The following is a 25,414-nucleotide window of genomic DNA, read 5'->3' on the forward strand; positions in this document are numbered from 1 at the left end:
GCTCACCTCCCTGCGGCGGTCGCGACCGCCTGTTCGCCGGCCTGCAGGGCCGCTGGGATGCCCGCGGGGTCGGTACCGCCCCCCTGGGCGACGTCTGGCTTGCCGCCACCGCGTCCGCCGACCGGGGCCGCTGCGGCTCGCAACACGTCGCTGGCGGTGAGCCCGCGCGCCTGTGCGGCCGGGTTGAGGGCCGTCACGAGAGCCACCTTGCCTCCGGACTCGGACGCGAGCAAGACCACCGCCGGCCGGTCGGCGGACAGCCGCCCCCGGACGTCGAGGGCCAGTGTGCGCAGGTCCCCGCCGGCCAGTCCGGTCGGCGCGCCGGTGACCACCGCCACCCCGCCGACGTCGCGGGCGCCCGCGGCGAGCTCCCCGGCCGCGGCCAGGGTCTGCTGCGCGCGCAGCTCGGCGAGCTCCTTGTCGACGTCGCGGAGCCGGGCCAGCATGCCGCTGACCCGCTCGACCAGGTCGTCGGTGGGCGTCTTGAGCAGCTCACCGAGCTGGCGCACCAGGTCGCGCTCGCGGGCCAGGTACCGGAAGCCCTCGAGACCGACGACGGCCTCCACCCGGCGTGAGCCCGAGCCGACCGACGACTCGCCGGTCAGCGCGAGGGTGCCGATCTGGGCGCTGCCCTGCACGTGGGTGCCCCCGCAGAGCTCGCGCGACCACGGGCCACCGATCTCCACGACGCGGACCTGCTCGCCGTAGGTCTCGCCGAACAGGGCCAGCGCGCCGAAGGCCTGCGCCTCGGGCAGCGTCATGTACGTGGCGCTGACCCGGTGGTCGGCGCGGACGGCGGCGTTGGCGACGTCCTCGATGTCGTGCCGCTGCTGGGCCGACAACGCGCCCTGCCAGGCGAAGTCCAGCCGCAGGTAGCCGGGCCGGTTGTAGGAGCCCGACTGCAGCGCCTGCGGGCCGAGCACCTGGCGCAGCGCCGCGTGCACCACGTGGGTGCCCGAGTGCGCCTGGCAGGCCGACAGCCGCCACTCGCGGTCGACCTCGGCGGTCAGCTCGGCGCCCTCCCGCAGCTCCCCCTCGAGCACCCGCACCTGGTGGGCGACCAGGCCCTTGACCGGGCGCTGCACGTCGAGCACCTCGGCGCGCCCGCCGTCCCAGGTCAGCACGCCGGCGTCGGCCACCTGGCCACCGGACTCGGCGTAGAACGGCGTGCGGTCCAGCACCACGCGGGTGATCTCACCGGGGCCGGCCGGCGTGCTGGTCGGGCCCTCCTCGGCGGCCAGCTCGGAGACCAGGCCGAGCACGCGGGAGTCGGTGCGCAGCGTGTCGTAGGCCCGCCAGTCGGTGGGCCCGTGGTCGGCCAGCAGCCGCCGGTAGGCCAGCACGTCGACCGAGCCGGTCCTCTTGGCGCGGGCGTCGGCGCGGGCCCGGTCGCGCTGCTGCTGCATGAGCGCGCGGAAGCCCTCCTCGTCGACGGTCACGCCCTGCTCGGCGGCCATCTCGAGGGTGACGTCGATCGGGAAGCCGTAGGTGTCGTGCAGCGAGAACGCCTGGTCACCGGAGAGGGACGCCGTCCCCGCGGCCCGGGCCTCGCGCACCGCGGTGTCGAACAGCGCCGTCCCGGAGCTCAGCGTGCGACGGAACGCCTCCTCCTCGGCGTAGGCGACGCTCGAGATGCGGGCGAAGTCGGTCTCCAGCTCCGGGTAGCTGGCCTTCATCGCGTCCCTGGACACCGGCAGCAGCGCGGGCAGGGTGGCCTCGTCGACGCCGAGCAGCTTCATCGAGCGGACGGCGCGGCGCAGCAGCCGGCGCAGGATGTAGCCGCGGCCCTCGTTGCCGGGGGTCACGCCGTCGCCGATGAGCATCAGCCCGCTGCGCACGTGGTCGGCGACGACCCGCAGCCGGACATCGTCGTCGTGCTTCGCGCCGTAGGTGACCCCGGCGATCTCGGCGGCCCGGTGCAGCACCGGCGCGACCTCGTCGATCTCGTAGAGGTTGTCGACGCCCTGCAGCAGGTAGGCCACCCGCTCCAGGCCCATGCCGGTGTCGATGTTCTTCTTCGGCAGCTCGCCGACGATCCGGAAGTCCTCCTTGCTCCGTACGTCGGTGAGCTCGTACTGCATGAAGACGAGGTTCCAGATCTCCAGGAACCGGTCTCCGGCCGTGTCGACCAGCGGGCCGCCGTCGGGACCGAACTGGGGGCCCCGGTCGTAGTAAATCTCGCTGCAGGGGCCGCCCGGGCCTGGCTGGCCGGTGTGCCAGTAGTTGTCCTTCTTGCCCAGCCGCTGGATGCGCTCGACCGGCAGTCCGGCGATCCGGTGCCACGCTTCGGCGGCCTCGTCGTCGTCCAGGTAGACGGTGACCCAGATCCTCTCCGGGTCGAAGCCGAGCCCACCGTCGTCCACCGAGCCGGTGACGAGCTCCCAGGCGTGCTGGATCGCCCCCTCCTTGAAGTAGTCGCCGAAGGAGAAGTTGCCGTTCATCTGGAAGAACGTGCCGTGGCGGGTGGTCTTGCCCACCTCCTCGATGTCGAGGGTGCGCACGCACTTCTGCACGCTGGTCGCCCGCGGGTAGGGCGCCGGCTCCCGGCCGGTCAGGTACGGGATGAACGGCACCATGCCGGCCACGGTGAACAGCAGGGACGGGTCCGGGGAGACCAACGAGGCACTGGGGACGACGGTGTGCCCGCGGCTGGCGAAGTGCTCCAGGAAACGGCGGCGGATCTCGGCGGTCTGCATGTCCTACTCGGTCTGGGAGGCGCGGCCGGCCGGGGTGCGGCAGCCCGCGGGGAGGGGACTCAGCGGTCGGTCGCGTGCCGGCCGGGCAGCTGGGCCTGACCGGCCTCGGGCAGCGGGGCGTCCAGGCCGGTGCCGGCGCGGAGCTCCACCTCCCGCTCGGCCATCGCCGCGCGCACGTCGGCCCCGAAGTCGCCGATGGCGTCGGCCAGGTCGCGCAGGCCCTCGGCGATCGAGCCGCCGATGCCGGCGGGGGTCATCTTCTCCGCCGCGGCGGACAGCTTGCGGACGACGAGCACGCCGATGGTGACGCCCATCGCCAGCCAGAACAGCCGGCGCATCAGGCGGCCCGCCGGGCGGCACGGCGCGAGCGGCGCTCGGCCTTGTCACGGGCGGCGGCGTCGGCGAGCGCCTGGCCCTCGCGCTTCTTGCGGGCGGCGCTGCGCACGCCGTAGCTGAACGCGGCCACCTTGATCAGCGGGCTGCCGAGGGTGGCGGCGACGACGCTGGTGAGGGCGGCGACGTTGCTCGACACGTTGGCGGCGTTGCCGGTGATGTCGTCGACCCGCTCGAGGTTGCTGTTGACGTGCGCGACCGTCGTCGACGCCTGGCTCAGGATCGGGCCGCTCTGCTCCCGCGCCTGCCGGATGGTCAGCGTCGCCTCGTCCAGCGTGCGACCCAGCTTGAGGATCGGGACGGCGAGCAGCACCACCAGCAGCACCAGCGCCAGCGCTGCGATCAGTCCGGCCCACTCTCCTGCGGACACCCGGTCCTCCTGGTTCTTCGGCCGTGCTTCTCGGCGATGTGGTTGCTCCGGCGTCCGGGTCCGCCCCGCCGGCGCCGCCGGCGGGCGTCGGCCCGGCGTGGTCACAGTAGTCGGGGGCCCCGGCGCCCGTCCGTGCCCCGCCGGGGGCTCAGCGGCCGCGCCGGACGACGACCCCGGTCAGGCTCCGCGACCGCGCCGGACGATGGCGCGGAGCTTGGCCAGGCGCGCGCCGATGGTGGCCTCGGCGCCGCGGTTCGTGGGCCGGTAGTAGTCCTTGCCCACCAGGGCGTCCGGCGGGTACTGCTGCGGCACCACGCCGTCGGGGTGTGCGTGCGGGTAGACGTAGGTCCCGCCGTGGCCCAGCTTCTTCGCGCCGGCGTAGTGCGCGTCGCGCAGCCCCGGTGGCACCGGCCCGGCGAGCCCCGCGCGCACGTCGGCGACGGACTCGCCCATGCCCACGGTGACGGCGTTGGACTTCGGCGCCGTGGCCAGGTGGACGACGGCCTGGGCCAGCGGGAAGTGGCCCTCCGGCATGCCGATGAAGGCCACCGCATCCGCGGCGGCGACCGCGGTGAGCAGCGCCGTCGGGTCGGCCATGCCGATGTCCTCGCTGGCGGAGATGACCAGCCGGCGGGCGATGAACCTCGGGTCCTCGCCCGCCTCCACCATGCGGGCCAGGTAGTGCAGCGCGGCGTCGACGTCGCTGCCGCGGATCGACTTGATGAGCGCGCTCGCGACGTCGTAGTGCTGGTCGCCCTGCCGGTCGTAGCGCACCGCGGCCTGCGCCACCGCCGTCTCCAGGGTGGCGAGGTCGATCTCGGTCAGCCCGGCCGCCAGTGCGGCTCCGGCGCCGGACTCCAGCGCAGTGAGCGCCTTGCGCCCGTCGCCGCCGGCGATGCGGACCAGGTGCTCCTCGGCCTCCGGGCTCAGCGTCACCGCGCCGTCGAGGCCGCGGTCGCTGGTGAGTGCGCGGCGCAGCAGGCTGCGGACGTCGTCGTCCGACAGCGGCTGCAGGGCCAGCACCAGGCTGCGGGACAGCAGCGGGCTCACCACGGAGAAGAAGGGGTTCTCGGTGGTCGCGGCGATGAGGCTGACGATCCGGTCCTCGACCGCCGAGAGCAGGCTGTCCTGCTGGGTCTTGGAGAAGCGGTGCACCTCGTCGATGAACAGCACGGTGCGCCGGCCGGCATAGGTCAGCTCGCGCTTGGCGCTCGCGATGACCGCGCGCACCTCCTTGACCCCGGCGTCGAGGGCCGACAGCTGCACGAACTGCCGCTTGGTGGCCAGCGAGATGACGTGCGCCAGCGTCGTCTTGCCGGTGCCCGGCGGGCCGTAGAGGACCAGCGACATCGGCTCGTCGGCCTCGACCAGGCGGCGCAGCGGCGCACGGGGGCCCAGCAGGTGGGACTGGCCGACGACCTCGTCCAGCGACCGCGGCCGCATGCGGACGGCGAGCGGCGCGCCCGGGTCGACGCCGGAGGCCTCCTGCGCCGGCTCGTCGAACAGCGAACTCACGGGTGGGAACGCTACCCGCGGGGCACGACAGCCTCCGTGCAGCAGCGACGCATCGGAGACCGGACCGTCAGTGCCATCGGGCTCGGGGCGATGCCCCTGTCGACCAAGGACGACCGGCCCGCACCGGAGGACGCGCAGGCGGTGGTGCACGCCGCGCTCGACGCCGGCGTGACCCTGATCGACACCGCCGACGCCTACGCGCGCGACGAGGCGGAGTTCGGCCACAACGAGTCCCTGGTGGCCGCGGCGCTGGCGTCCTACGGCGGCGACACGTCGTCGGTGCTCGTCGCGACCAAGGGCGGGCACACCCGGCGCGGCACCGACTGGGAGCTCGACGGCTCGCCCGCCCACCTGCGCAAGGCGTGCGAGGACTCGCTGCGCCGGCTGGGCGTCGACGCGATCGGGCTCTACCAGTACCACCGGCCGGACCCGGAGACGCCCTGGGAGGAGTCGATGGGCGCGCTGCGGCAGCTGGCCGACGACGGGCTGGTGCGCATGGTCGGCATCTCCAACGCCGACATCGCCCAGATCGACGTCGCCCGCTCGATCGTCGGCCCGTCGCTGGCGAGCGTGCAGAACCAGTTCTCCCCCGGCTGGCGGTTCTCCGCCGACGAGCTGGCCCACTGCGCGGCGCACGGGCTGGCGTTCATCCCCTGGAGCCCGTTCGGCGGGGTGACGGCGGCCGGCTCGCTGTCGTCGACCGCGCCGGCGTTTGCGGAGGTCGCCGGGGAACTGGGCGTCTCGGTGTACCGGGTGACGCTGGCCTGGCACCTGGCGCAGTCCGACGTCGTCGTCCCGATCCCGGGCGCCTCGCGGCCGTCGTCCATCCAGGACTCCGCGGCCGCCGCGAACCTGCAGCTGACTCCCGAGCAGCTCACCCGCCTGTCCGCTTGACGCTCCGCGGGCGTGTCGTGGGCCGAGTGAGCACCTGCGGTCGCCGACACGCGCGGGCACGCTACCGTCAGCGACCCCCACTGCTCACTCGGCGCCGTCCACAGCGGGTGCACCCGTCCACCGATGCGGCTGAGGCCGCCTGCGCGGCCCCTGCCGCGACGACGGTCGCGGCATGGTCGACTCCGAGCTGGGACCCACCTACACCTGGCAGGACGCCCGGGACGCCGGGCTCACCCGTGCACAGCGCAGGGAAGACGGCGTGCGGGTCAGCCGCGGCGCCTACGTGTCCCGGGCCGTCCCGCTCTCGGTCCACGCCGCGTGCTGCGCCGTCCTGCCGGTTCTGCCCACCGGCGCTGTGGCCTCGCACCGGACTGCTGCGGCGCTGCTCGGCGCGCCCGTACCGCACGGCTGGCCGCTGGAGGTGAGCGTGCCGCCGGGCACCTACCGACCACGCCGCCGCCGGATCCGGGTGCACGTCCGCGACCTCCTGGACGAGGACGCGATCCACCACCGTGGTCTCCCGGTCACCAGCGGGCCGCAGACGTGGCTCGACCTCGCGGCCGTCCTGCCACCGCCCGAGCTGGTGGCGGTGGGCGATCCCCTCTTCCGGGCCGGGCACCTCGACCAGCACTCGATGTCCGGGCGTCTCACGCGGGTGGACGGCGTGCGCGGCGTCGTCCGGGCGCGGCAGTGGGCGCCGCTGCTGTCCCCGCTGGCGATGTCACGACCCGAGAGCCTGGTCCGCTGCGTGCTCATCGAGGCCGGCCTCCCCCACTCTCGACCTCAGGTGGAGATCAGGAGTCCCGACGGCCGGGTCGTCGCGCACAGCGACCTCGGCTGGCCGGAGTGGCGGGTGGCCGTCGAGTACGGGGGGCGCCAGCACGCGGAGCGCGGACAGTTCGGCAGGGACCTCGACCGGTACTCGCTGATGGCTGCCGACGGCTGGCTCACGATCCGGTACGGCGCCCACCACCTCCGCCGGCCGGAGGTCGTCGTGGAGCGGGCGGCCCGGGCGCTGCGGAGTCGTGGGGCGGTCTGGTGAGCCGAGCGAGCAGTTGCGGTCGCCGACACTCGCCGACACGCCGCGGTGGGGCGACCGCAACTGCTCAGTTGCGCGGCAGGAACGACCTCAGCGGGTCGGGTCGGTCGGCCCGGGCGCGCCCGGCTCCCCGGGGAGGGCCGGCTCCTCGGGCTTCGCGTCGATGCCGGCCTCCTTGCGCTGCGCCTCGGTGATCGGCGTCGGCGCACCGGTCAGCGGGTCGAAGCCGGCGCCGGTCTTCGGGAAGGCGATGACCTCGCGGATCGACTCCACCCCGGCCAGCAGCGCGCAGGTGCGGTCCCAGCCGATCGCGGCGCCCGCGTGCGGGGGCGGGCCGTAGGCGAAGGCCTCGAGGAAGAAGCCGAACCGCTCGCGGGCCTCCTCGCGGGACATCCCGAGGGTCTCGAACACCCGCTCCTGCAGGTCCGGGTCGGCGATGCGGACCGAGCCGCTGGCCAGCTCGTTGCCGTTGCAGACCAGGTCGTAGGCGTCGGACAGCGCGGCGCCCTTGTCCTCGGCGAAGCGGTCCCGCCACTCGGAGGTGGGCGAGGTGAACGGGTGGTGCATGAAGGTCCACTCGCCGTCCTCGGTCTCCTCGAACATCGGGAAGTCGACGACGAAGAGGAACGACCAGGAGCCCGGCTCGATCAGCTCCAGCCGGCGGGCGATCTCGTTGCGCGCCGCACCGAGCAGCTCCTGCGCCTGCCGGCGCGCGCCCGCGGCGAAGAACACGCAGTCGCCCGGCTGCGCCCCGACCGCCTCGACCAGCCCGGAACGCTCCGCCTCGGAGATGTTCTTGGCGACCGGGCCGCCCAGCGTGCCGTCCTCGGCGATCGTCACGTAGGCCAGGCCCCGGTGCCCGCGGGACTTCGCCCAGTCCTGCCACGCGTCGAACGCCCGCCGCGGCTGCGACCCGCCGGCGGGCATCACGATCGCGCCGACGTAGGGCGTCTGGAACACCCGGAACGGGGTCTCGGCGAAGTAGGAGGTGAGCTCGGTCAGCTCGATGCCGAACCGCAGGTCGGGCTTGTCCGAGCCGAAGCGGTCCATCGCCTCGCGGTAGCTCATCCGCGGGATCTCGGGGACCTCGTAGGCGGCCAGCTCGCGCCACAGCGCACGGACGACGTCCTCCACGACCGCCAGGACGTCGTCGCGGTCGACGAAGCTCATCTCGAAGTCCAGTTGGGTGAACTCCGGCTGCCGGTCGGCACGGAAGTCCTCGTCCCGGAAGCAGCGGGCGATCTGGTAGTAGCGCTCCAGGCCACCGATCATCAGCAGCTGCTTGAACAGCTGCGGGGACTGCGGCAGCGCGTACCACTTGCCCGGCTGCAGCCGCACCGGGACGACGAAGTCGCGGGCGCCCTCCGGCGTCGAGCGGGTCAGGTCCGGCGTCTCGACCTCGACGAAGCCGTGCTGGGCCATGACCCCGCGGGCGACCCGGTTGACCTCCGAGCGCAGCCGCAGCACCCGGGCCGGGCCCTGCCGGCGCAGGTCGAGGTAGCGGTACCTGTACCGGACGTCGTCCGAGGCGGCCTGGTCGGTCTCGATGGGGAACGGCAGCGGCGCCGCGGACGACAGCACCCGGAGCTCGGCCGCGGCCACCTCGATCTCACCGGTCGGCAGCTCCGGGTTCTCGTTGCCCTCCGGACGGCGTCGCACCTCGCCGGTGACCAGCACGCAGAACTCGTTGCGGAGGGCGTGCGCCTCCTCCTCGCGGACGACGACCTGGACGTAGCCCGAGGCGTCGCGCAGGTCGACGAAGACGACGCCGCCGTGGTCGCGGCGGCGGGCCACCCAGCCGGCGAGGGTGACGGGGGAACCGGCGTCGGACGCGCGCAGCGTTCCGGCGTCGTGGGTGCGGAGCACTAGACGGCCTTTCGGGTGGAAGTCACCAGCGGTCGTGGACGTGGGCGCGGATGCGCTCGTCGTAGACGCGCTCGAGGTCGGAGAGCTGGGCGTCGGTGAGCGGGGGCAGCTCGGCGGCGGCGACGTTCCCGCGGACCTGCTCGACGGTCCGCGCGCCGGGGATCACCGTGGTGACGCCCGGCTGGTCGATCACCCAGCGCAGCGCGAACGCCGCCGTGGGCGCGTCCCCGGCGATCGCGGCGACCTCGCGGGCGGCGGCCACGCCCACCTCGAACGGCACACCGGAGAAGGTCTCACCGACGTCGAAGGCCTCGCCGTTGCGGTTGAAGTTCCGGTGGTCGTCGGGTGCGAACGTCGTCGACTCGTCGTACTTGCCGGTCAGCAGGCCGCTGGCCAGCGGCACCCGGGCGAGGACGCCGACGCCGGCCTTGGCGGCCGCGGGCAGCAGTTCCTCCAGCGGCTTGCGCCGGAAGACGTTGAGGATCACCTGGATGGTCTGCACGCCGGGGTGCTCCAGCGCGGTCATCCCCTCGGCGACGGTCTCCACGGACACGCCGTAGGCGGCGATCGCACCGTCGGCCACCATCGCGTCGAGCGCGTCGTACACCCGGTGGTCGCTGTATACCGCCGGCGGCGGGCAGTGCAGCTGCACCAGGTCGAGGGTCTCGACGCCCAGGTTGCGGCGTGAGCGGTCGATCCAGGCCCGCAGGTTCTCGGGTGTGTACTGCGCCGCCTCGAACGGATCGGCGCGGCGGCCGGCCTTGGTGGCGACGAACGGACGGTCCGGGCGGGCCACCAGCGCCTGGCGGATGCGCTCCTCCGAGCGGCCGTCGCCGTAGACGTCGGCGGTGTCGAGCAGGGTGACCCCGGCGTCGAGCGCGGCGTCGAGGACCTCGGCCGCGCTGTCGTCGTCGACGTCCCCCCAGTCACCGCCCAGCTGCCAGGTGCCCAGGCCGACGACGCTGACGTCGGCACCCGTCCGGCCCAGTGGCCGCTGCTCCATGGAAGTCACTCCCCCACGCTCGCACGCACCGCGTCGAACAGCTCGCCCACGGGGACGGGGCGCTGCTCGCCGGTGCGCATGTCCTTGAGCTGGCCGACGCCCTCGGCCAGGTCCCGTTCGCCGATGACGACGACGTGCGAGGCGCCCGACCGGTCGGCGGCCTTCATCGCGCCCTTGAGCCCGCGCCCGCCGTAGACGGTGTCCGCGGAGACGCCGGCCTCGCGCAGCTGCCCGACCAGGCGCACCGCCAGCCGCTTGGCCTCCTCGCCCAGCGGGACGACGAACGCCTGCACGCCCGTCGCCGTCCCGACGTCGAGGCCCTCGGCCTGGACCGCCAACAGGGTGCGGTCGACGCCGACGGCGTAGCCGATGCCGGAGACGTCCGGGCCGCCGAGCGCGGCCGACAGGCCGTCGTAGCGCCCGCCGCCACCGATCGCCGACTGCGCGCCGAGCCCGTGGTGCACGAACTCGAACGTCGTCTTCGTGTAGTAGTCCAGCCCCCGCACCAGCCGCGGCGCCTCGGTCCAGGTCACGCCGAGGTCGGTCAGGTGCTGGCGGACGGCGTCGTAGTGCGCCCTGGTGGAGTCCGAGAGGTGGTCGACCATCAGCGGCGCGTCGTCCAGCTGCGCCTGGACCTCCGGCCGTTTGTCGTCGAGCACCCGCAGCGGGTTGATCGCCGCGCGCCGCCGGGTCTCCTCGTCCAGGTCCAGCTTGTCCAGGTAGGTGACGAGCTGTTCGCGGTACTGCGGGCGGCAGGTCGCGTCGCCCAGCGAGGTCAGCAGCAGCTCGAAGTCGGTGAGCCCCAGGTCGCGGAAGCCCTGCACGCCCAGCGCCACCACCTCGGCGTCCAGCGCCGGGTCGTCGACGCCGAGCGCCTCCATGTCGACCTGGGTGAAGTGGCGGTAGCGGCCGGCCTGCGGGCGCTCGTAGCGGAACGCCGAGCCGACCGTCCACAGCTTCACCGGCAGCGCGCCGGTGTGCAGGCGGTGCTCGATGAAGGCCCGCATCAGCCCGGCGGTGAGCTCCGGGCGCAGGGTGAGCGACCGGCCGCCGCGGTCGTCGAAGGTGTACATCTCCTTCGTCACGACGTCGGTCGACTCCCCCACGCCGCGGGAGAACACCTCCGTGTGCTCGAACACCGGCGTCTCGACGTAGCCGTAGCCGGCCCGCCGCAGCGGCGCGGTCAGCGTCTCGCGGACGGCGAGGAACCGCTCGGACTCCGGCGGCAGGACGTCGAAGGTGCCCTTCGGGGCGGTCAAGCCGGTCACCATGCCTCCCGTTCGGCTCCGGACACGATCCGCTCCTCGGTCGCTGTCCCCCGCAAGCGGGAGGTGCCCCCAGCACGCGGCGATGCTCCTTCGCCCGTCGCTCTCACAGCCCGCGTCCCTTGGGAGCGCTCGCGGCCTGGGCCAGATAGGGGTTCGTCGCCCGCTCCCGGCCGATCGTGGTGGCGGGGCCGTGCCCGGGCAGCACCACCGTCTCGTCCTCCAGCGGCAGGACGACGTCCTGCAGCGAGCGCAGCATGTCCTCCCACGACCCGCCGGGCAGGTCGACCCGGCCCACCGAGCCGGCGAAGAGCACGTCGCCGGCCAGCAGTCCCGGGGCCCCGTCGAAGTTCCTGCCGAGGTCGAAGGAGAAGACGACCGAGCCCCGGGTGTGCCCCGGCGCGTGCCGCACCGTCAGCTCGACACCGGCCAGCGACAGCACCGCGCCGTCGTCCAGCGGCTTGACGTCGGCGGGGTCGGGCAGCCGGACACCGGTGATCAGCGGGGCCAGCTGCGGGCCGTGCCAGCGCGCGGGGTCGGACAGCATGCCGCTGTCGGCGGGGTGCAGGTAGGCGGGGATGTCGTAGCCGTCGCAGACCGGCAGCACGGAGAAGGTGTGGTCGAGGTGGCCGTGGGTGAGCACGACGGCGACCGGCTTGAGGCCGTCGTCGGCCAGCATCCCGGCCAGCGGCTCGACGGCGTCCATGCCGGGGTCGACCACCACGCACTCCTGCCGGGGCCCGGGGGCGACGGCGTAGCAGTTGGTGCCGAACGCGCCGGCCGGGAACGAGCGGATGAGCACCCGTGCAGGTTACGCGGGGCCTCCGCGCCGCTCCGGGCCTCTCACTGCCGGGAACGGTCAGGCCCGGCACCTAGACTCGGGGCTCCGACCAGCGGGGTGCGGGCGCACCCGGACGTCCCCCCGCAGCCGTGCGTCTCGAGGAGTACCACCCGTGCCGAGCAACAAGCAGCGGCGGGAGGCCGCCCAGCGGCGCCTGCAGCGCCAACTGGAACGCCGCGCCGAGCTGGCGCGCAAGCGCCGTCGCAACCTGCTGATCGGGGTCACCGCCGCCGCGGTCGTGCTCGTCGTCGCCACCGTGCTGCTGATCACCGGGATCGGCGGCGACGACGCCGACCCCGCCGCCGCGGAGCCCACGCCCGCGCCGACCGCCCCGGCCACGCCGGGCGTCGTCGACGGCAGCGACGGCACCTGCGACTGGACGCCGGCCGACACCACCGCCAACCCGAACCTGCAGGCCGACACCGGCACCCCGCCGGTCGAGGTGGCGCCGGCCGGCACCACCGAGGTCGACATCACCACGAACGTCGGCCCGATCGGCCTCACGCTGGACAACGCCAACGCCCCGTGCGCGGTGGCGAGCATGGTGTACCTGGCCGGCCAGGGCTACTTCGACGACACGGCCTGCCACCGGGAGACCGACTCGGAGGGCCTCGCGGTCCTGCAGTGCGGTGACCCGAGCGGCACCGGCGCCGGCGGCCCGGCGTACGAGTTCCCGACCCAGGTCACCGGCGACGAGACCTACCCGCGCGGCACGGTGGCCATGGCCAACAGCGGTCAGGGCTTCGACGGCAGCCAGTTCTTCCTCGTCCACGGCGACAGCCAGCTGCCGCCGTCCTACACCGTCCTCGGCACCATCGACGAGGCGGGCCTGGCGACGCTCGCCGCCATCGCCGCCAACGGCAACGACGGCAGCAACGGCCCGGGCGACGGTGCGCCCACCCAGGAGGTCCGCATCCAGTCGCTGACGGTGGCCGCGTGAGCCGGCGCCTGCACGCGGCGGCCGGCCTGGCCGGGGCGCTGCTCGCGCTGACCGCCTGCGGCGACTCCTCCGCCGAGGGCGGGCAGGACGGCGCCAACGGCTCGGGTGCCGGCGGAACGGCGGCATCCGGCACGGTGACCTGCGAGTGGGGCGAGGGCTCCTCGGCCAACCCCTACCTCACGGAGGTGGCCCCACCGGAGGACGTCGTCCCCGCCGCCGGCACCACCGACCTGCTGATGACGACCAACCTGGGCGAGCTCACCGTCACCCTGGACCGGGCGGCCACCCCGTGCGCCGCCGCCAGCCTGGTGCACCTCACCGAGCAGGACTACTTCGACGACACCCCCTGCCACCGCGAGGTCGACAGCCAGGGGCTGCAGGTACTGCAGTGCGGCGACCCGACCGGCACCGGTGCGGGTGGGCCGACCTACACCTCGCCGACCGAGGTGACCGGCGAGGAGACCTACCCGCGCGGCACCGTCGCGATGGCCAACAGCGGTCAGGGCTTCGACGGCAGCCAGTTCTTCCTGGTGTGGGGCGACAGCCGGCTGCCGCCGTCCTACACCGTCGTGGGCACCGTCGACGAGGCCGGGCTCGAGGTGCTCGACCAGGTCGCGGCCAACGGCAACGACGGCTCGCTGGACCCGAGCCCGGGAGGCGGCGCCCCGAACGTCCCGGTGACCATCGAGTCCGTCACCGTCGCCGGCTGATGTCACCGGGCGAGGACGACCGCTACGCGGGCTTCCCGCCGGGCTTCTTCGACCGCGCCGACGACCGTGCGGACGGGGTCTTCTACACCCCGAGCCGGCTCGTGACGCACATCGACGACGCCGCGATCGCCGCGGTGGGCGACCTCTACGCCGAGCTGTCCATCGACGGGTCCGCGCCCGGACCCCGGCGGGTGCTCGACCTGATGTCGTCGTGGGTCTCGCACTTCCGGACGCCGCCGTCGGAGCTCGTCGTGCTCGGCATGAACGCCGACGAGCTGGCGGCCAACCCGGCGGCCACGGAGCGGGTGGTGCACGACCTCAACGCCGACCCGCGGGTCCCGCTCCCCGACGCCGACGTCGACGCGGTCGTCTGCTGCGTGTCGATCGACTACCTGACCCGGCCCATCGAGGTGCTGGCCGACGTCGGGCGCGTGCTGCGACCCGGCGGCCCGCTGGCGATCAGCTTCTCCAACCGGTGCTTCCCCACCAAGGCCGTCCGCGGCTGGCTGGCCACCGACGACGACCAGCACGGCCGGGTCGTCGCCGAGCTGGTCCGCCGTACGGGCCTGTTCGACGAGCCGCAGGTCGAGCTGCGAACGCCGTGGGGCGTCGGTGACCCGCTGTACGCGATGACCGCCACCCGGCTGGCGGCAGGCTGACGGGCGTCGGTCCCCCGCCGCGCAGCCGGGTCAGCGGCTCCGGCCTGATCGCCGGGCGCGAGCCGAAGAGCCCGGCGTCGGCCAGCCAGTCGTCCTCCGGTGAGATCAGCGATCCCGCCCGGTTCGGGCCCACCAGGCGTGCGAGACAGCCGATCCGGCCGTCAGGCGGTGACGCGCTCGACGTCGAAGACGCCGTCGACGTTGCGCACCGTCTGCAGCACCGCCCCCAGGTGCGCCGGGTCGGCCAGCTCGAAGGTGAACCGGCTGACGGCCACGCGGTCGCGGCTGGTCTGCACCGACGCCGACAGGATGTTCACCCGCTCGTCGGCCAGCGCCTTGGTGACGTCGGAGAGCAGCCGGTGCCGGTCCAGCGCCTCCACCTGGATGGCCACCAGGAACACCGAGCCCGGCTGCGAGGCCCACTCCACCTCGACGAGGCGCTCGGGCTTGCGCTCGAGGTCGGCGGCGTTGGTGCAGTCGGTGCGGTGCACGCTCACCCCGCCGCCGCGGGTCACGAAGCCCAGGACGGCGTCCCCGGGTACCGGTGTGCAGCACTTGGCGAGCTTGGCCCACACGTCGGTCATGCCGTGGACGACGATGCCCGGGTCGCCGCCGGAGGAGCGGCGGTGCACCGGGCGGCGCATCGGGATGGTCGTCTCGGCGATGTCCTCGACCGCGCCCTCGGTGCCACCCAACGCGGCGATGAGCTTCTCGACGATCGACGACGCGGAGATCTGGTTCTCCCCCACCGCGGCGTACAGCGCGGTGACGTCGGCGTAGCGCAGGTCCTTGGCCAGGGTGGCCAGCGCGTCGTCGCGGAGCAGCCGCTGCAGCGGCAGGCCCGCCTTGCGCATCGCCCGGGTCAGCGCCTCCTTGCCCGCCTCGACGGCGTCCTCGCGGCGCTCCTTGGTGAACCACTGGCGGATCTTGGTCCGCGCGCGGGACGAGCCGACGAACGCCAGCCAGTCCTGCGAGGGCCCGGCGGTCGGTGACTTGGACGTGAAGATCTCCACGACGTCGCCGTTGCCGAGCTTGCTGTCCAGCGAGACCAGCGTGCCGTTGACGCGGGCGCCGATGCACCGGTGACCGACCTCGGTGTGCACCGCGTAGGCGAAGTCGACCGGGGTGGCGTTGCCCGGCAGGCTCACCACGTCGCCCTTCGGCGTGAAGACGAAGACCTCCTGCGGACCGAGGTCGTAGCGCAGCGTCTCCAGGAACTCGCCGGGCTCCTGCGCCTCCCGCTGCCAGTCCAGCAGCTGGCGCAGCCACAGCATGTCGTCGGGCGAGCCGGTCTTGGCTCCCCGGGACCCACCGTCACCGGTCTTGCCCCCGGGCCTCGCCTTCTCCTTGTACTTCCAGTGCGCGGCGATGCCGTACTCGGCGGTGCGGTGCATGTCGTGGGTGCGGATCTGCAGCTCGACCGGCTTGCCCTGCGGCCCGATCACCGTCGTGTGCAGCGACTGGTACATGTTGAACTTCGGCATCGCGACGAAGTCCTTGAACCGGCCGGGCACCGGCTGCCAGTGCGCGTGCATGATGCCCAGCGCCGCGTAGCAGTCGCGGACCGAGTCGACCAGGATCCGGATGCCGACGAGGTCCCAGATGTCGGTGAAGTCCCGGCCGCGGACGATCATCTTCTGGTAGATCGAGTAGTAGTGCTTGGGCCGGCCGGTGACGACGGCCGGGATGCCGGCCGCCTTGAGCTGGTCGGTGACCGCCGCGGTGACCTCGGCGAGGTAGGTGTCCCGCGACGGCGCCCGCTCGGCGACCAGCCGCACGATCTCGTCGTAGCGCTTGGGGTAGAGCGTGGCGAACGCGAGGTCCTCGAGCTCCCACTTGATGGTGTTCATGCCCAGCCGGTGGGCCAGCGGGGCGAGGATCTCCAGCGTCTCGCGCGCCTTCCTCTCCTGCTTCTCCGGCGGGAGGAAGCGCAGCGTGCGCATGTTGTGCAGCCGGTCGGCGAGCTTGATGACCAGCACCCGGGGGTCGCGGGCCATCGCCACGATCATCTTGCGGATCGTCTCGGCCTGGGCGGCGTCCCCGAGCTTGACCCGGTCGATCTTGGTGACGCCGTCGACGAGGTGGGCGACCTCGGGGCCGAACGCCTCTCTGATCGACTCCAGCGTCTGGCCGGTGTCCTCGACCGTGTCGTGCAGCAGCGCCGCGACCAGCGTGGTGGTGTCCATGCCCAACCCGGCCAGGATGGTGGCCACGGCCAGCGGGTGGGTGATGTAGGGGTCGCCGCTCTTGCGCTTCTGCGTCGCGTGCGCCGCCTCGGCGACGTCGTAGGCGCGCTGGAGGAGGGCGAGGTCGGCCTTGGGGTGACTCTGCCGGTGGAGCACCGCCAGCGGCTCGAGCACCGGACGGACCACCGTGCTGCGCTGGCCGGCGACGATGCGCCGGGCCAGCCGGTCGCGCACCCGGCGGCGGCTTGCACCGCCCTGCGGGTCCTGCTCGCCGGGGGGCTCGGTGCCCACGTCGTCCGGACGGCGGACCAGCGGGCGGCTCGGCAGCGGCGGGCGCTCGGCCCCGTCGACGGTGTCGGCGCCCGGGGGCAGGGCCGGAGTTCCCTCCCCCACCGGCAGGGCCGGCGCTCCATCCCTGGCCGTCAGGGCCGGCGCTCCATCCCCGGCCGTCAGGGCCGGCGCTCCATCCCCGGCCGGCAGGGCCGGCGCTCCATCCCTGGCCGGCAGGGCCGGCGCGTCGGGCCGCGCGGCAGCCACGTTGGTGGCGGCGTCGGGGCCCATGGCGACTCCTGCTCAGCCGGTGGACGGGTGACCCTCCCCATGCTAGACGGGGAGCCCCTGCTCGCGACCCCGTCCGCGGAGTCGTCCACCTCTCAGGTGTTCCAGAGGGCGTGCACGGCGTGCGGCGCCAGCCGCTGCCGCCCGCCGAGGTCGGTCAGCTCGATGACCACCGACACCGCGACCACGACACCGCCGAGCGCCTCGATGAGCGACACGCTGGCGGCCAGGGTGCCGCCGGTGGCCAGCACGTCGTCGACCAGCAGCACCCGTTGCCCCGGGGTGAGGGAGTCGGTGTGCACCTCGAGGGTCGCGGTGCCGTACTCGAGCGCGTAGTCGGCCGAGAGCCGCTCGCGCGGCAGCTTGCCGGCCTTGCGCACCGGCACCACCCCCACACCGGCCTGCAGCGCCACCGCGGCGGCGAGCAGGAAGCCCCGGGCCTCGACGCCGACGACGACGTCGAAGCCGGGGTCCCCGGTGCCCGGGGTGGCCAGCGCCGCCGCGCGGGGGTCCACGAGGGACGGCGCGGCCAGCCCCTCGACCATCCGGCGGAAGGCGTCCCCGTCGGCGAACACCGGCGTGAGGTCGCGGAAGACGACCCCCGGCTGCGGGAAGTCGGGGATGTCGACGGCGAGCGAGGCGATGAGCTCGTCCAGCGGAGGGCTGCCCGCGGCGGCGGCGGCGCTCACCGGCGCTTCCGTCCGCCGGAGCGGCCGGCGCCCGGCCGGGGCCGGGCGCCGGGCCGCGGCGCGGCGGTCGCACCGCTGCGGGGGGACGGCCGGGGGTCGGGGCGCACCGACTCCGGTGACTCGACCACGACGTCGGCCTGGGCCGGGCCGAGGTCCTGCTCGCGCTCGGCGAGGGCGACCCCGGCCGCCCGGCGGGCGACGCCGCCCGCACGGCGGGCACTGGCGACCGGACCGGAACCCGTTCCCCGGTCCCCGCCCTGCCGCGCCTGGGAGGACCGGCGGGCGAGCACCCGGCGACGCAGCGCCTGCACCCCCGGCTCGCGCTCCTTGAGGTCCGCCACGATCGGCGTGGCCAGGAAGATCGAGGAGTAGGCGCCCGCGGCCAGACCCACGAACAGCACCAGGGCCAGGTCCTTGAGCGTCCCGACGCCGAGCAGCCCGGCGCCCACGAACAGCAGGCCTGCCACCGGGAGCAGGGCGATCACCGAGGTGTTGATCGAGCGCATCAAGGTCTGGTTGACCGCCAGGTTGGCCGCCTCGCCCCAGGTCATCCGCGCCGACCTGTCCAGGTCCTTGACGTTCTCGTCGACCTTGTCGAAGACGACGACGGTGTCGTAGAGCGAGAAGCCGAGGATGGTGAGGAACCCGATCACCGTCGAGGGGGTCACCTCGAAGCCGACGAGCGCGTAGACCCCCGCCGTGACGACGATGTCGTGCACCAGCGCCGCGATCGCACCGATCGCCATCTTCGGCTGGAAGCGGACCGCCAGGAACAGCACGACCGCGACGAGGAAGACGGCGAGGGCGACCAGCGCCTGACGGGTGATGTCCTGGCCCCACTCCGGGCTGACCGCCTCGGGGCTGACCTGCGACGGTGTGACGCCGGCCGCGGCCGCCACTGCGTCGACGACCGCCCGCTCGGTCTCGTTGTCCAGCGCGCCGGTGCGCAGCAGCAGGGCGTTGCCGCCGACCACCTGGGCGGAGGCCACCTCGGCACCGGCCTCCTCGGCGGCCTCCTCCACCTCCGCGAGCTGCTCGGCGCCCCCCGGCAGCCGCAGGCTGTTGCCGCCGGCGAAGTCGATGCCGAAGTTGAAGCCCCGGAAGACCATGGCGGCGATGCACAGCAGCACCACCACCGCGGTGATCCGGTAGATGAGCCGGCTGCGGCCCACGACGTCCAGCCCGGCCTCGCCGTTGTAGAGCCGGTGCGACAGGGAGCCGCGGTGCCGCGGACGCCGGCTGCCGGTCCCGCCCTCGCGAGGCAGGCCCGCGTCCTCCAGAGCCGTCTCGTCCGCCGCCGCGGCGGCGTCGGCTGCCGCGCTGTCGGCAGCGGCCGCCTCGTCGGCGTCGGTGCCCACGGGCAGCTCGTCGGTGCCCGGTCGGCTGTCGGGGCCGGTCATGCGTCGCTCCTGTCCTGCGCGGTGCGGCCGGTGCCGGCGGCGACGAGCTCGCGGTCCCGGGCGGGACGGCGGCCGGCGGTCGCCGGCGGCCGGTCGAGGCTGGCGCCGAGGCCGGAGAAGCGGCTGCTGCCGAACACGCGGTACCGGGCCAGCACCGCCATCAGCGGGTGGGTGAAGAGGAAGACGACGACCAGGTCGAGCACCGTCGACATGCCCAGGGTGAAGGCGAAGCCCTTGACGTCGCCGATGGCCAGCACGTAGAGGATCGCCGCGGCGAGGAAGCTGACCGCGTCGGCCGAGAGGATCGTGCGGCGGGCCCGGACCCACGCCCGGGGCACGGCCGAGCGCAGGGTGCGGCCCTCGCGGATCTCGTCCTTGAGCCGCTCGAAGTACACGACGAAAGAGTCCGCGGTGATGCCCAGCGACACGATGAACCCGGCGATGCCGGCGAGGCTGAGCGTGAAGCCGATCTGCCGGCCGAGCACGACCAGGACGGCGTAGACGACGACCGCCGACAGCACCAGGCTGGCGATCATCACCAGTCCGAGCAGCCGGTAGTAGAGCAGGGCGTAGACGAACACCAGGGCGATGCCGATGGCGCCCGCGATCAGGCCGGCCTGCAGCTGCTCGGCGCCCAGCTCGGTGGAGATCGACTGCGCGGTGGCCTGGGTGAAGGTCAGCGGCAGCGCGCCGTAGCGCAGCTGGTTGGCCAGCTCCTCGGCGCTCTCCTGGTCGAAGGAACCGGTGATCGTGGTCGGGTTGCTGGTGATCGCGCCCTGGATGGTGGGCGCCGAGATGACCCGGCCGTCGAGGGTGAACGCGACGTTGTTGCCGACGTTGGCCGCGGTGTAGGCGGCCCAGGTGGCCTCGGCGTCGCTGTCGAAGTCGAGCAGGACGACCCACTCACCGGTGGCCTGCTGGGTGCCGGCGCTGGCGTCGGAGACCTGGGTGCCCTCGATGATCGCCGGGCCGAGCAGGTACTTGGCCGACCCGTCCTCGGTGCACGCGGCGACGTGGCTCTCCGGCAGGTCGACCTCGGGGGTGGTGTCCTCCGGGTCGCAGGTCAGCGTGGCGTACTGCGCCGCGGCCTCCTCCCGGGTGACCGGCGGCGCGCCCGGCTCGGGCAGCGACGGGTCGGCGACGGCGCCGTCGGAGGGCACGGCCGGGTCGCTCGGCGCGGCCGGGTCGGCCGGCGCGGCGGGATCGCTGGGCGCCGCCGGGTCCGACGGGGCGGCGGGGTCGGCGGGCGCGGCCGACTCGCCCGCGGCATCGGTGGGCGCGGCCGACTCCCCCGCCGGGGTCTCCTCGGCGGCCGGGGCGGCCGGTTCGGGGCCCTGGACGACCGGGCGGAAGCGCAGCTGTGCGGTCTGGCCCAGCTCCCGCGCCTGCTCGCCGTCGTCGCCGGGAACGGAGATGACGATGTTCGAGTCGCCCTCGGTCACCACCTCGGCCTCCGCGACGCCGAGGCCGTTGACCCGCTGCTCGATGATCTGGCGGGCCAGCTCCAGCTCGGTGGGGTCGGGGGCCTGGCCGTCCGGCGTGGCGGCGGTGAGGGTCACCGTCGTCCCGCCGCGCAGGTCGAGGCCGAGCTGCGGGGTGCGGGTGTCGCCGGTGAGGAACACGAGGCCGTACAGGACGGCGACGACGAGCAGGAAGGCGCCGAAGTACCGGCGGGCGGGCAGCGTGCGCTGGGCCACGATGCGGCTCCGGGTCAGCGGGTGCGGTCGGCCGGGCCGCCGTCCGCGTCGTCCCCGGGCAGCACCGGACCGTCGGCCACCGCGGGCTTGCGGATCTCGAGGACCGCCTGCCGGGCGAAGGTGACCACCACGCCGGGGGCGATCTCCAGGTCCACGGTGCCCTCACCCAGCGCGGCGACGGTGCCGTGCAGGCCCGCCGTCGTCATGACCGGGGTGCCCGGGGTCAGCGACTCCTGCAGCATCCGCTGCTGCTCCTGGCTCTTCTTGCGCTGCCGCGCCGGGAGCACGATGAGCAGCACGAAGGCCAGGACCAGGATGACGAGCGGGAACAACTCCACGACAGATGTGCCTCTCTACCGCGCCGTACGGGCCACGGTGGGTGCGGCCCGGGACGGGGCCGCGTCGGGTGCGTCGGCAGCGGCGCGGGGACATCCGGGCAGCCGAGCGGGACGCGCGCGGCGACGCCGGACGAGTTGCGCGCCAGCGCTCCGCAGTCTAGGCGTCGAACAACGTCTCTGACGACGACCCCGGGGCCTGTGGGTCGGCTGTGACGCGACCGAGGGGGACGCCGCCGCGCGGCACCGGCTGGCCGAGGTGGTGCCACGCCGCCTCGGTGGCCACCCGCCCGCGGGGGGTGCGGGCCAGCAGGCCCGCGCGGACGAGGAACGGCTCGCACACCTCCTCCACGGTGTGCGGCTCCTCCCCCACGGCCACCGCCAGGGTGGCGACGCCGACCGGGCCGCCGCTGAAGCGCATGACCAGCGCCTCCAGGACGGCGCGGTCGAGCCGGTCCAGCCCCAGGTGGTCGACGTCGTAGAGGGCGAGCGCCGCCTCGGCGACCGCGCGGGTCACCCGCCCGTCGGCGCGCACCTCCGCGTAGTCGCGCACCCGGCGCAGCAGCCGGTTGGCGATGCGTGGGGTGCCCCGGGACCGGCCGGCGATCTCCGCCGAGCCGTCCGCGGTGAGCTCGACGCCCAGCAGCGCGGCGCTGCGGGCCAGCACCAGCTGCAGCTCCGCCGGCTCGTAGAACTCCATCTGCCCGACGAAGCCGAACCGGTCGCGCAGCGGCCCCGTCAGCAGCCCGGCGCGGGTGGTGGCCCCGACCAGGGTGAACGGGTTGATCTCCAGCGGGATCGCGGTCGCCCCCGGCCCCTTGCCGACGACGACGTCGACCCGGAAGTCCTCCATCGCCATGTAGAGGAGCTCCTCGGCCGGACGGGCGATCCGGTGGATCTCGTCGATGAAGAGCACGTCGCCCGGGGCCAGGTTGGACAGCATCGCGGCGAGGTCGCCGGAGCGCTCGATCGCGGGACCGCTGGTGATCTTCACCGCCGTCCCCAGCTCGGAGCCGATGATCAGCGCCAGGCTCGTCTTGCCCAGGCCGGGCGGGCCGGAGAGCAGCACGTGGTCCGGCGGGCGGCCGCGCCGCTTGGCCCCCTCGAGGACCAGCTCCAGCTGGCGGGCCACCTTGGGCTGGCCGATGAAGTCGGTGAGCGAGTGCGGCCGCAGCGCCGACTCGACGACCCGTTCCTCGTCCCCGGCCGCGGCCGACACCGAGAAGTCGCGGGTGAGGCCCTCTGCCGGCTCGGCGGACAACCCGCGGTCGAAGGGGCTGCTCATCGTGTCACCTGCTCGCTCCCGGCCGGCGGAGCCGGCACGGTCCCGAAGCCGCTCACGGCCGGCCCAGCAGGCGCAGCGCCTGGCGCAGCAGGACGGCGACCTCGACGGAGCCGGTCGAGGTGACCTGCTCGTCGGCCAGCGGGGCGAGCTGGCCGATCGCCGCGTCGGCCTCCTTGCCCGTCCAGCCCAGGCCGACCAGGGCGGAGGCCAGCTGGTCGCGCCACGGGGCGACGGGGGTGACCGCGGGCAGGCCCGCAGGAGCGGCACCGTCGAGCTGGGTGTCGGTCGAGGTGACGCCGAGCCGGTCGCGCAGTTCGAGGATCAGCCGCTCGGCGCCCTTCTTGCCGATGCCGGGGACCTGCATGAGCGCCTTGACGTCGGCCATCGACACCGCCCGGCGCACCTCGCGCGGCGGGTGGATGGCGAGCACGGCCTGCGCCAGGCGCGGGCCCACGCCGTTGGCCGTCTGCAGCAGCTCGAACAACTGGCGCTCGTCGTCGTCGGCGAAGCCGTAGAGGGTCAGCGAGTCCTCGCGCACCACGAGACTGGTCGCCAGCCGGGCGCTCTCCCCCACCTGCAGCCGGGCGATGGTGCCCGGCGTGCACTGCACCGCCAGACCGACGCCGCCGACCTCGACGACCGCGCCGTCCGGCGACACGGCGGCCACCCGGCCGTTCACGCTCGCGATCACCGCCGCTCCCCCGTCGGGATCGGCGCGCAGCGACGCGGGGGCACGCTGGTCAGCGGTGTGGTCACCTGGACACCCCCTGCCAGCGCGGCAGCGTCCGCTGCACCACCGGCGCGCCGATCCCGCCGGCCAGCGCGGCGACCTCGAGGCGCTGCTGCGCCGGGCCGCGCCATGCGTGGCAGACCGCCAGCGCCAGCGCGTCGGCGGCGTCGGCCGGCTTGGGCGGGCTCGCCAGCTCCAGCACCCGGGTGACCATCAGGGTGACCTGCTCCTTGTCAGCGCGGCCGCTGCCGGAGATGGCGGCCTTGACCTCGCTCGGGGTGTGCCAGGCGACCGGCCGGTCGGCCTGCGCGGCGGCCAGCGCGGCCACGCCCGCGGCCTGCGCCGTCCCCGTGGCGGTGCCCTTGTTGTTCTGGGTGAAGACCCGCTCGATCGCCACGACGTCGGGGCGGTGCTCGCGCAGCAGCGCGGTGACGGCGGTGTGCAGCTCCAGCAGCCGCAGCTCGAGGTCGAGCTCCGCGGCGGTGCGCACGACCCCCACGCCGACCGCGGTCGGCCGGGCACCCGGGCGACCGTCGACCACCCCCCACCCACACCGGGTGAGGCCCGGGTCGATGCCGAGCACCCGCATGGACGCGCCTCCCGCCGTCAGCCGAACTGGTGTTCGACCCACGGTAGCCGCCCGGGACGACGGGACGGCGCGACACGCCCGCGTCGGCAGACGGGCCGGGACGGCCACGTCCCGAGCCAGCGAGGCGTGGCGAGGACGGCGGCCTCGTCCCGGGTCCCGCCCCCTGCCTGCGAGGGGGGAGGACGAGATCCTCAACCGACTTTCTCGAGCACCTCGTCGGAGACGTCGTAGTTGGCGTAGACGTTCTGCACGTCGTCGCAGTCCTCGAGCGCGTCGATGAGCCGGAACACCTTGCCGGCGGCCTCCTCGTCGAGCTCGACGGAGACGCTGGGCACGAAGCCTGCGTCGGCCGAGTCGTAGTCGATGCCGGCGTCCTGCAGGGCGGTGCGCACCGCAACGAGGTCGGTCGGCTCGCACACGACCTCGAAGGTGTCGCCCTGGTCGCGGACCTCCTCGGCGCCGGCGTCCAGCACCGCCATGAGCACGGTGTCCTCGTCGACCGTGGCGGACTTCGGCACCACGATGACCCCCTTGCGGGAGAACAGGTAGGACACCGAGCCGGGGTCGGCCATCGACCCGCCGTTGCGGGTCATCGCGGTGCGCACCTCCATGGCCGACCGGTTCTTGTTGTCGGTCAGGCACTCGATGAGGACGGCGACGCCGCCGGCCGCGTAGCCCTCGTAGGTGATCGTCTGGTAGTCGACACCGCCGGCCTCGAGACCGGCGCCCCGCTTGACGGCGCGGTCGATGTTGTCGTTGGGCACCGAGCTCTTCTTCGCCTTCTGGATGGCGTCGAACAGCGTCGGGTTGCCCGCCGGGTCACCGCCGCCGGTGCGGGCAGCGACCTCGATGTTCTTGATCAGCTTGGCGAAGAGCTTGCCGCGCTTGGCGTCGATCCCGGCCTTCTTGTGCTTGGTCGTCGCCCACTTGGAATGGCCGCTCACGAGTCCTCCTCGCTGGCGCTCGTCGGCCGCGTTCGCGGCTCCGCTGCGGTGTCCGTCGGTGAGCTCGCGAGCTCGCTCACGAATCCTCCTCGCTGGCGCTCATCGGCCGCGTTCGCGGTCCCGCTGCTGTGCTCGCCGCTGAGCTCGCAAGCTCGCTCACGAAGTGCCCCTCTCGTTCCCGGCGTCCACGCCGGCCTGCTCGGCCAGGTGACGGCGGACGATGTCGACGAACAGCGCGTGCACCCGGCGGTCCCCGGTCAGTTCGGGGTGGAAGCTGGTGGCCACCAGGTTCCCCTGGCGGACCGCGACGATCCTACCGTCGGCCGGTCCGCCGACGACCCGGCCGAGGACCTGCACGCCCTCCCCTGCCTGCTCCACCCACGGTGCCCGGATGAAGACGGCGTGCACCGGACCGCCGGCCACGCCGTCGATCTCGACCTGCGACTCGAAGGAGTCCACCTGCCGGCCGAAGGCGTTGCGGCGCACCGTCACGTCCAGCCCCCCGACGGTGACCTGGTCGGCCGGGGCGTCCAGCAGCCGGTCGGCGAGCATGATCATCCCGGCGCAGGAGCCGTACACCGGAAGCCCGCCGGCCACCGCGTCGCGCAGCGGTCCGAGCAGCCCGAACCGCGCGGCCAGCTTTGTCATGGTGGTCGACTCCCCACCGGGGACGACGAGCGCGTCCACCGCGGCCAGCTCCCCGGGACGGCGGACGGTCACCGCCTCCGCGCCCAACTCCGGCAGCGTGGCGAGGTGCTCCCGGACGTCGCCCTGCAGGGCCAGCACACCGACGACGGGGGTCCGGGACAC

Annotated in this window: 23 protein-coding genes; 5 read left to right on the forward strand and 18 right to left on the reverse strand. The window is 74.1% G+C overall.

The window, feature by feature from the left end:
* Positions 1-2 precede the first annotated feature (2 nt).
* The 4 genes from alaS to GOBS_RS15450 all read right to left on the reverse strand — a co-directional run bounded on the left by alaS (position 3) and on the right by GOBS_RS15450 (position 4,974).
* The gene (gene alaS, locus GOBS_RS15435) at positions 3-2,696 is read right to left on the reverse strand and encodes an alanine--tRNA ligase (RefSeq protein ID WP_012949194.1); all 2,694 of its coding nucleotides are present in this window, start codon (positions 2,694-2,696) and stop codon (positions 3-5) included.
* A 59-nt stretch (positions 2,697-2,755) separates the two neighbouring features.
* Positions 2,756-3,034, reverse strand: coding sequence for a hypothetical protein (locus GOBS_RS15440; protein ID WP_012949195.1), 279 nt, complete (start codon positions 3,032-3,034; stop codon positions 2,756-2,758).
* Positions 3,034-3,459: a DUF948 domain-containing protein gene (locus GOBS_RS15445; RefSeq protein WP_012949196.1), complete on the reverse strand. Its 426-nt coding sequence runs from the start codon at positions 3,457-3,459 to the stop codon at positions 3,034-3,036. The genes GOBS_RS15440 and GOBS_RS15445 overlap by 1 nt, the downstream gene beginning before the upstream one ends.
* 177 nt (positions 3,460-3,636) lie before the next feature.
* Positions 3,637-4,974, reverse strand: coding sequence for a replication-associated recombination protein A (locus tag GOBS_RS15450; protein ID WP_012949197.1), 1,338 nt, complete (start codon positions 4,972-4,974; stop codon positions 3,637-3,639).
* Positions 4,975-5,010: 36 nt separating this feature from the next.
* Here GOBS_RS15450 and GOBS_RS15455 point away from each other — a divergent pair, with 36 nt between their 5' ends.
* Positions 5,011-5,868, forward strand: coding sequence for an aldo/keto reductase (locus tag GOBS_RS15455; protein WP_012949198.1), 858 nt, complete (start codon positions 5,011-5,013; stop codon positions 5,866-5,868).
* A 172-nt stretch (positions 5,869-6,040) separates the two neighbouring features.
* Entirely contained in the window at positions 6,041-6,910 is an 870-nt protein-coding gene (locus GOBS_RS15460) for a hypothetical protein (RefSeq protein ID WP_012949199.1), read from the forward strand.
* Positions 6,911-6,997: 87 nt separating this feature from the next.
* On the opposite strand, the gene aspS is transcribed toward GOBS_RS15460, so the two are convergent.
* From aspS to GOBS_RS15480, 4 genes are all read right to left on the reverse strand, one after another.
* Positions 6,998-8,773: an aspartate--tRNA ligase gene (aspS, locus tag GOBS_RS15465; protein ID WP_012949200.1), complete on the reverse strand. Its 1,776-nt coding sequence runs from the start codon at positions 8,771-8,773 to the stop codon at positions 6,998-7,000.
* Between the two features lie 22 nt (positions 8,774-8,795).
* Entirely contained in the window at positions 8,796-9,776 is a 981-nt protein-coding gene (locus GOBS_RS15470) for an aldo/keto reductase (RefSeq protein ID WP_012949201.1), read from the reverse strand.
* A gap of 5 nt (positions 9,777-9,781) precedes the next feature.
* A complete protein-coding gene (gene hisS / locus GOBS_RS15475) occupies positions 9,782-11,044 on the reverse strand; it encodes a histidine--tRNA ligase (protein WP_012949202.1) in 1,263 nt (420 codons plus the stop codon).
* Positions 11,045-11,147: 103 nt separating this feature from the next.
* Complete coding sequence (locus GOBS_RS15480; protein ID WP_012949203.1) at positions 11,148-11,843, reverse strand: MBL fold metallo-hydrolase; 696 nt, start codon at positions 11,841-11,843, stop codon at positions 11,148-11,150.
* Between the two features lie 151 nt (positions 11,844-11,994).
* Here GOBS_RS15480 and GOBS_RS15485 point away from each other — a divergent pair, with 151 nt between their 5' ends.
* From GOBS_RS15485 to GOBS_RS15495, 3 genes are read left to right on the forward strand one after another with little or no spacing between them, the layout of a single operon-like run.
* Positions 11,995-12,822 carry a peptidylprolyl isomerase gene (locus GOBS_RS15485; protein ID WP_012949204.1) on the forward strand — a complete coding sequence of 276 codons (828 nt, stop codon included), beginning with the start codon at positions 11,995-11,997 and terminating at the stop codon, positions 12,820-12,822.
* The gene (locus GOBS_RS15490) at positions 12,819-13,532 is read left to right on the forward strand and encodes a peptidylprolyl isomerase (RefSeq protein ID WP_012949205.1); all 714 of its coding nucleotides are present in this window, start codon (positions 12,819-12,821) and stop codon (positions 13,530-13,532) included. Before GOBS_RS15485 ends, GOBS_RS15490 begins: the two co-directional genes overlap by 4 nt.
* The gene (locus GOBS_RS15495; RefSeq protein ID WP_012949206.1) at positions 13,532-14,191 is read left to right on the forward strand and encodes a methyltransferase domain-containing protein; all 660 of its coding nucleotides are present in this window, start codon (positions 13,532-13,534) and stop codon (positions 14,189-14,191) included. The genes GOBS_RS15490 and GOBS_RS15495 overlap by 1 nt, the downstream gene beginning before the upstream one ends.
* 161 nt (positions 14,192-14,352) lie before the next feature.
* On the opposite strand, the gene GOBS_RS15500 is transcribed toward GOBS_RS15495, so the two are convergent.
* From GOBS_RS15500 to pdxT, 10 genes are all read right to left on the reverse strand, one after another.
* A complete protein-coding gene (locus GOBS_RS15500) occupies positions 14,353-16,938 on the reverse strand; it encodes a RelA/SpoT family protein (protein ID WP_012949207.1) in 2,586 nt (861 codons plus the stop codon).
* Between the two features lie 92 nt (positions 16,939-17,030).
* The gene (locus tag GOBS_RS15505) at positions 17,031-17,624 is read right to left on the reverse strand and encodes an adenine phosphoribosyltransferase (RefSeq protein ID WP_012949208.1); all 594 of its coding nucleotides are present in this window, start codon (positions 17,622-17,624) and stop codon (positions 17,031-17,033) included.
* Positions 17,621-19,024, reverse strand: a complete 1,404-nt coding sequence (gene secF, locus GOBS_RS15510; RefSeq protein WP_049788319.1) for a protein translocase subunit SecF — start codon at positions 19,022-19,024, stop codon at positions 17,621-17,623. Before secF ends, GOBS_RS15505 begins: the two co-directional genes overlap by 4 nt.
* Complete coding sequence (gene secD, locus GOBS_RS15515; RefSeq protein WP_012949210.1) at positions 19,021-20,721, reverse strand: protein translocase subunit SecD; 1,701 nt, start codon at positions 20,719-20,721, stop codon at positions 19,021-19,023. The genes secF and secD overlap by 4 nt, the downstream gene beginning before the upstream one ends.
* 14 nt (positions 20,722-20,735) lie before the next feature.
* On the reverse strand, positions 20,736-21,059 hold the full coding sequence (gene yajC / locus GOBS_RS15520; protein WP_012949211.1) for a preprotein translocase subunit YajC: 324 nt from the start codon (positions 21,057-21,059) through the stop codon (positions 20,736-20,738).
* 157 nt (positions 21,060-21,216) lie between these two features.
* The gene (gene ruvB / locus GOBS_RS15525; RefSeq protein ID WP_049788321.1) at positions 21,217-22,341 is read right to left on the reverse strand and encodes a Holliday junction branch migration DNA helicase RuvB; all 1,125 of its coding nucleotides are present in this window, start codon (positions 22,339-22,341) and stop codon (positions 21,217-21,219) included.
* Between the two features lie 52 nt (positions 22,342-22,393).
* Positions 22,394-23,032 carry a Holliday junction branch migration protein RuvA gene (ruvA, locus tag GOBS_RS15530; RefSeq protein WP_012949213.1) on the reverse strand — a complete coding sequence of 213 codons (639 nt, stop codon included), beginning with the start codon at positions 23,030-23,032 and terminating at the stop codon, positions 22,394-22,396.
* A gap of 61 nt (positions 23,033-23,093) precedes the next feature.
* Positions 23,094-23,660, reverse strand: coding sequence for a crossover junction endodeoxyribonuclease RuvC (gene ruvC, locus GOBS_RS15535; protein WP_012949214.1), 567 nt, complete (start codon positions 23,658-23,660; stop codon positions 23,094-23,096).
* 191 nt (positions 23,661-23,851) lie between these two features.
* A complete protein-coding gene (locus tag GOBS_RS15540; protein ID WP_012949215.1) occupies positions 23,852-24,604 on the reverse strand; it encodes a YebC/PmpR family DNA-binding transcriptional regulator in 753 nt (250 codons plus the stop codon).
* Positions 24,605-24,760: 156 nt separating this feature from the next.
* Positions 24,761-25,414 carry a pyridoxal 5'-phosphate synthase glutaminase subunit PdxT gene (pdxT, locus tag GOBS_RS15545; protein ID WP_012949216.1) on the reverse strand — a complete coding sequence of 218 codons (654 nt, stop codon included), beginning with the start codon at positions 25,412-25,414 and terminating at the stop codon, positions 24,761-24,763.

It is taken from the genome of Geodermatophilus obscurus DSM 43160 (assembly GCF_000025345.1).
GTDB lineage: Bacteria > Actinomycetota > Actinomycetes > Mycobacteriales > Geodermatophilaceae > Geodermatophilus > Geodermatophilus obscurus.

What these genes read in the sequence shown, in the direction of transcription:
- alaS (WP_012949194.1), bottom strand. Translation starts at nt 2,696, where the DNA reads ATGCAGACCGCCGAGATCCGCCGCCGTTTCCTGGAGCACTTCGCCAGC.
- GOBS_RS15440 (WP_012949195.1), bottom strand. Translation starts at nt 3,034, where the DNA reads ATGCGCCGGCTGTTCTGGCTGGCGATGGGCGTCACCATCGGCGTGCTC.
- GOBS_RS15460 (WP_012949199.1), top strand. Translation starts at nt 6,041, where the DNA reads ATGGTCGACTCCGAGCTGGGACCCACCTACACCTGGCAGGACGCCCGG.
- GOBS_RS15470 (WP_012949201.1), bottom strand. Translation starts at nt 9,776, where the DNA reads ATGGAGCAGCGGCCACTGGGCCGGACGGGTGCCGACGTCAGCGTCGTC.
- GOBS_RS15495 (WP_012949206.1), top strand. Translation starts at nt 13,532, where the DNA reads ATGTCACCGGGCGAGGACGACCGCTACGCGGGCTTCCCGCCGGGCTTC.
- GOBS_RS15500 (WP_012949207.1), bottom strand. Translation starts at nt 16,938, where the DNA reads ATGGGCCCCGACGCCGCCACCAACGTGGCTGCCGCGCGGCCCGACGCG.
- secF (WP_049788319.1), bottom strand. Translation starts at nt 19,024, where the DNA reads ATGACCGGCCCCGACAGCCGACCGGGCACCGACGAGCTGCCCGTGGGC.
- ruvB (WP_049788321.1), bottom strand. Translation starts at nt 22,341, where the DNA reads ATGAGCAGCCCCTTCGACCGCGGGTTGTCCGCCGAGCCGGCAGAGGGC.
- ruvC (WP_012949214.1), bottom strand. Translation starts at nt 23,660, where the DNA reads ATGCGGGTGCTCGGCATCGACCCGGGCCTCACCCGGTGTGGGTGGGGG.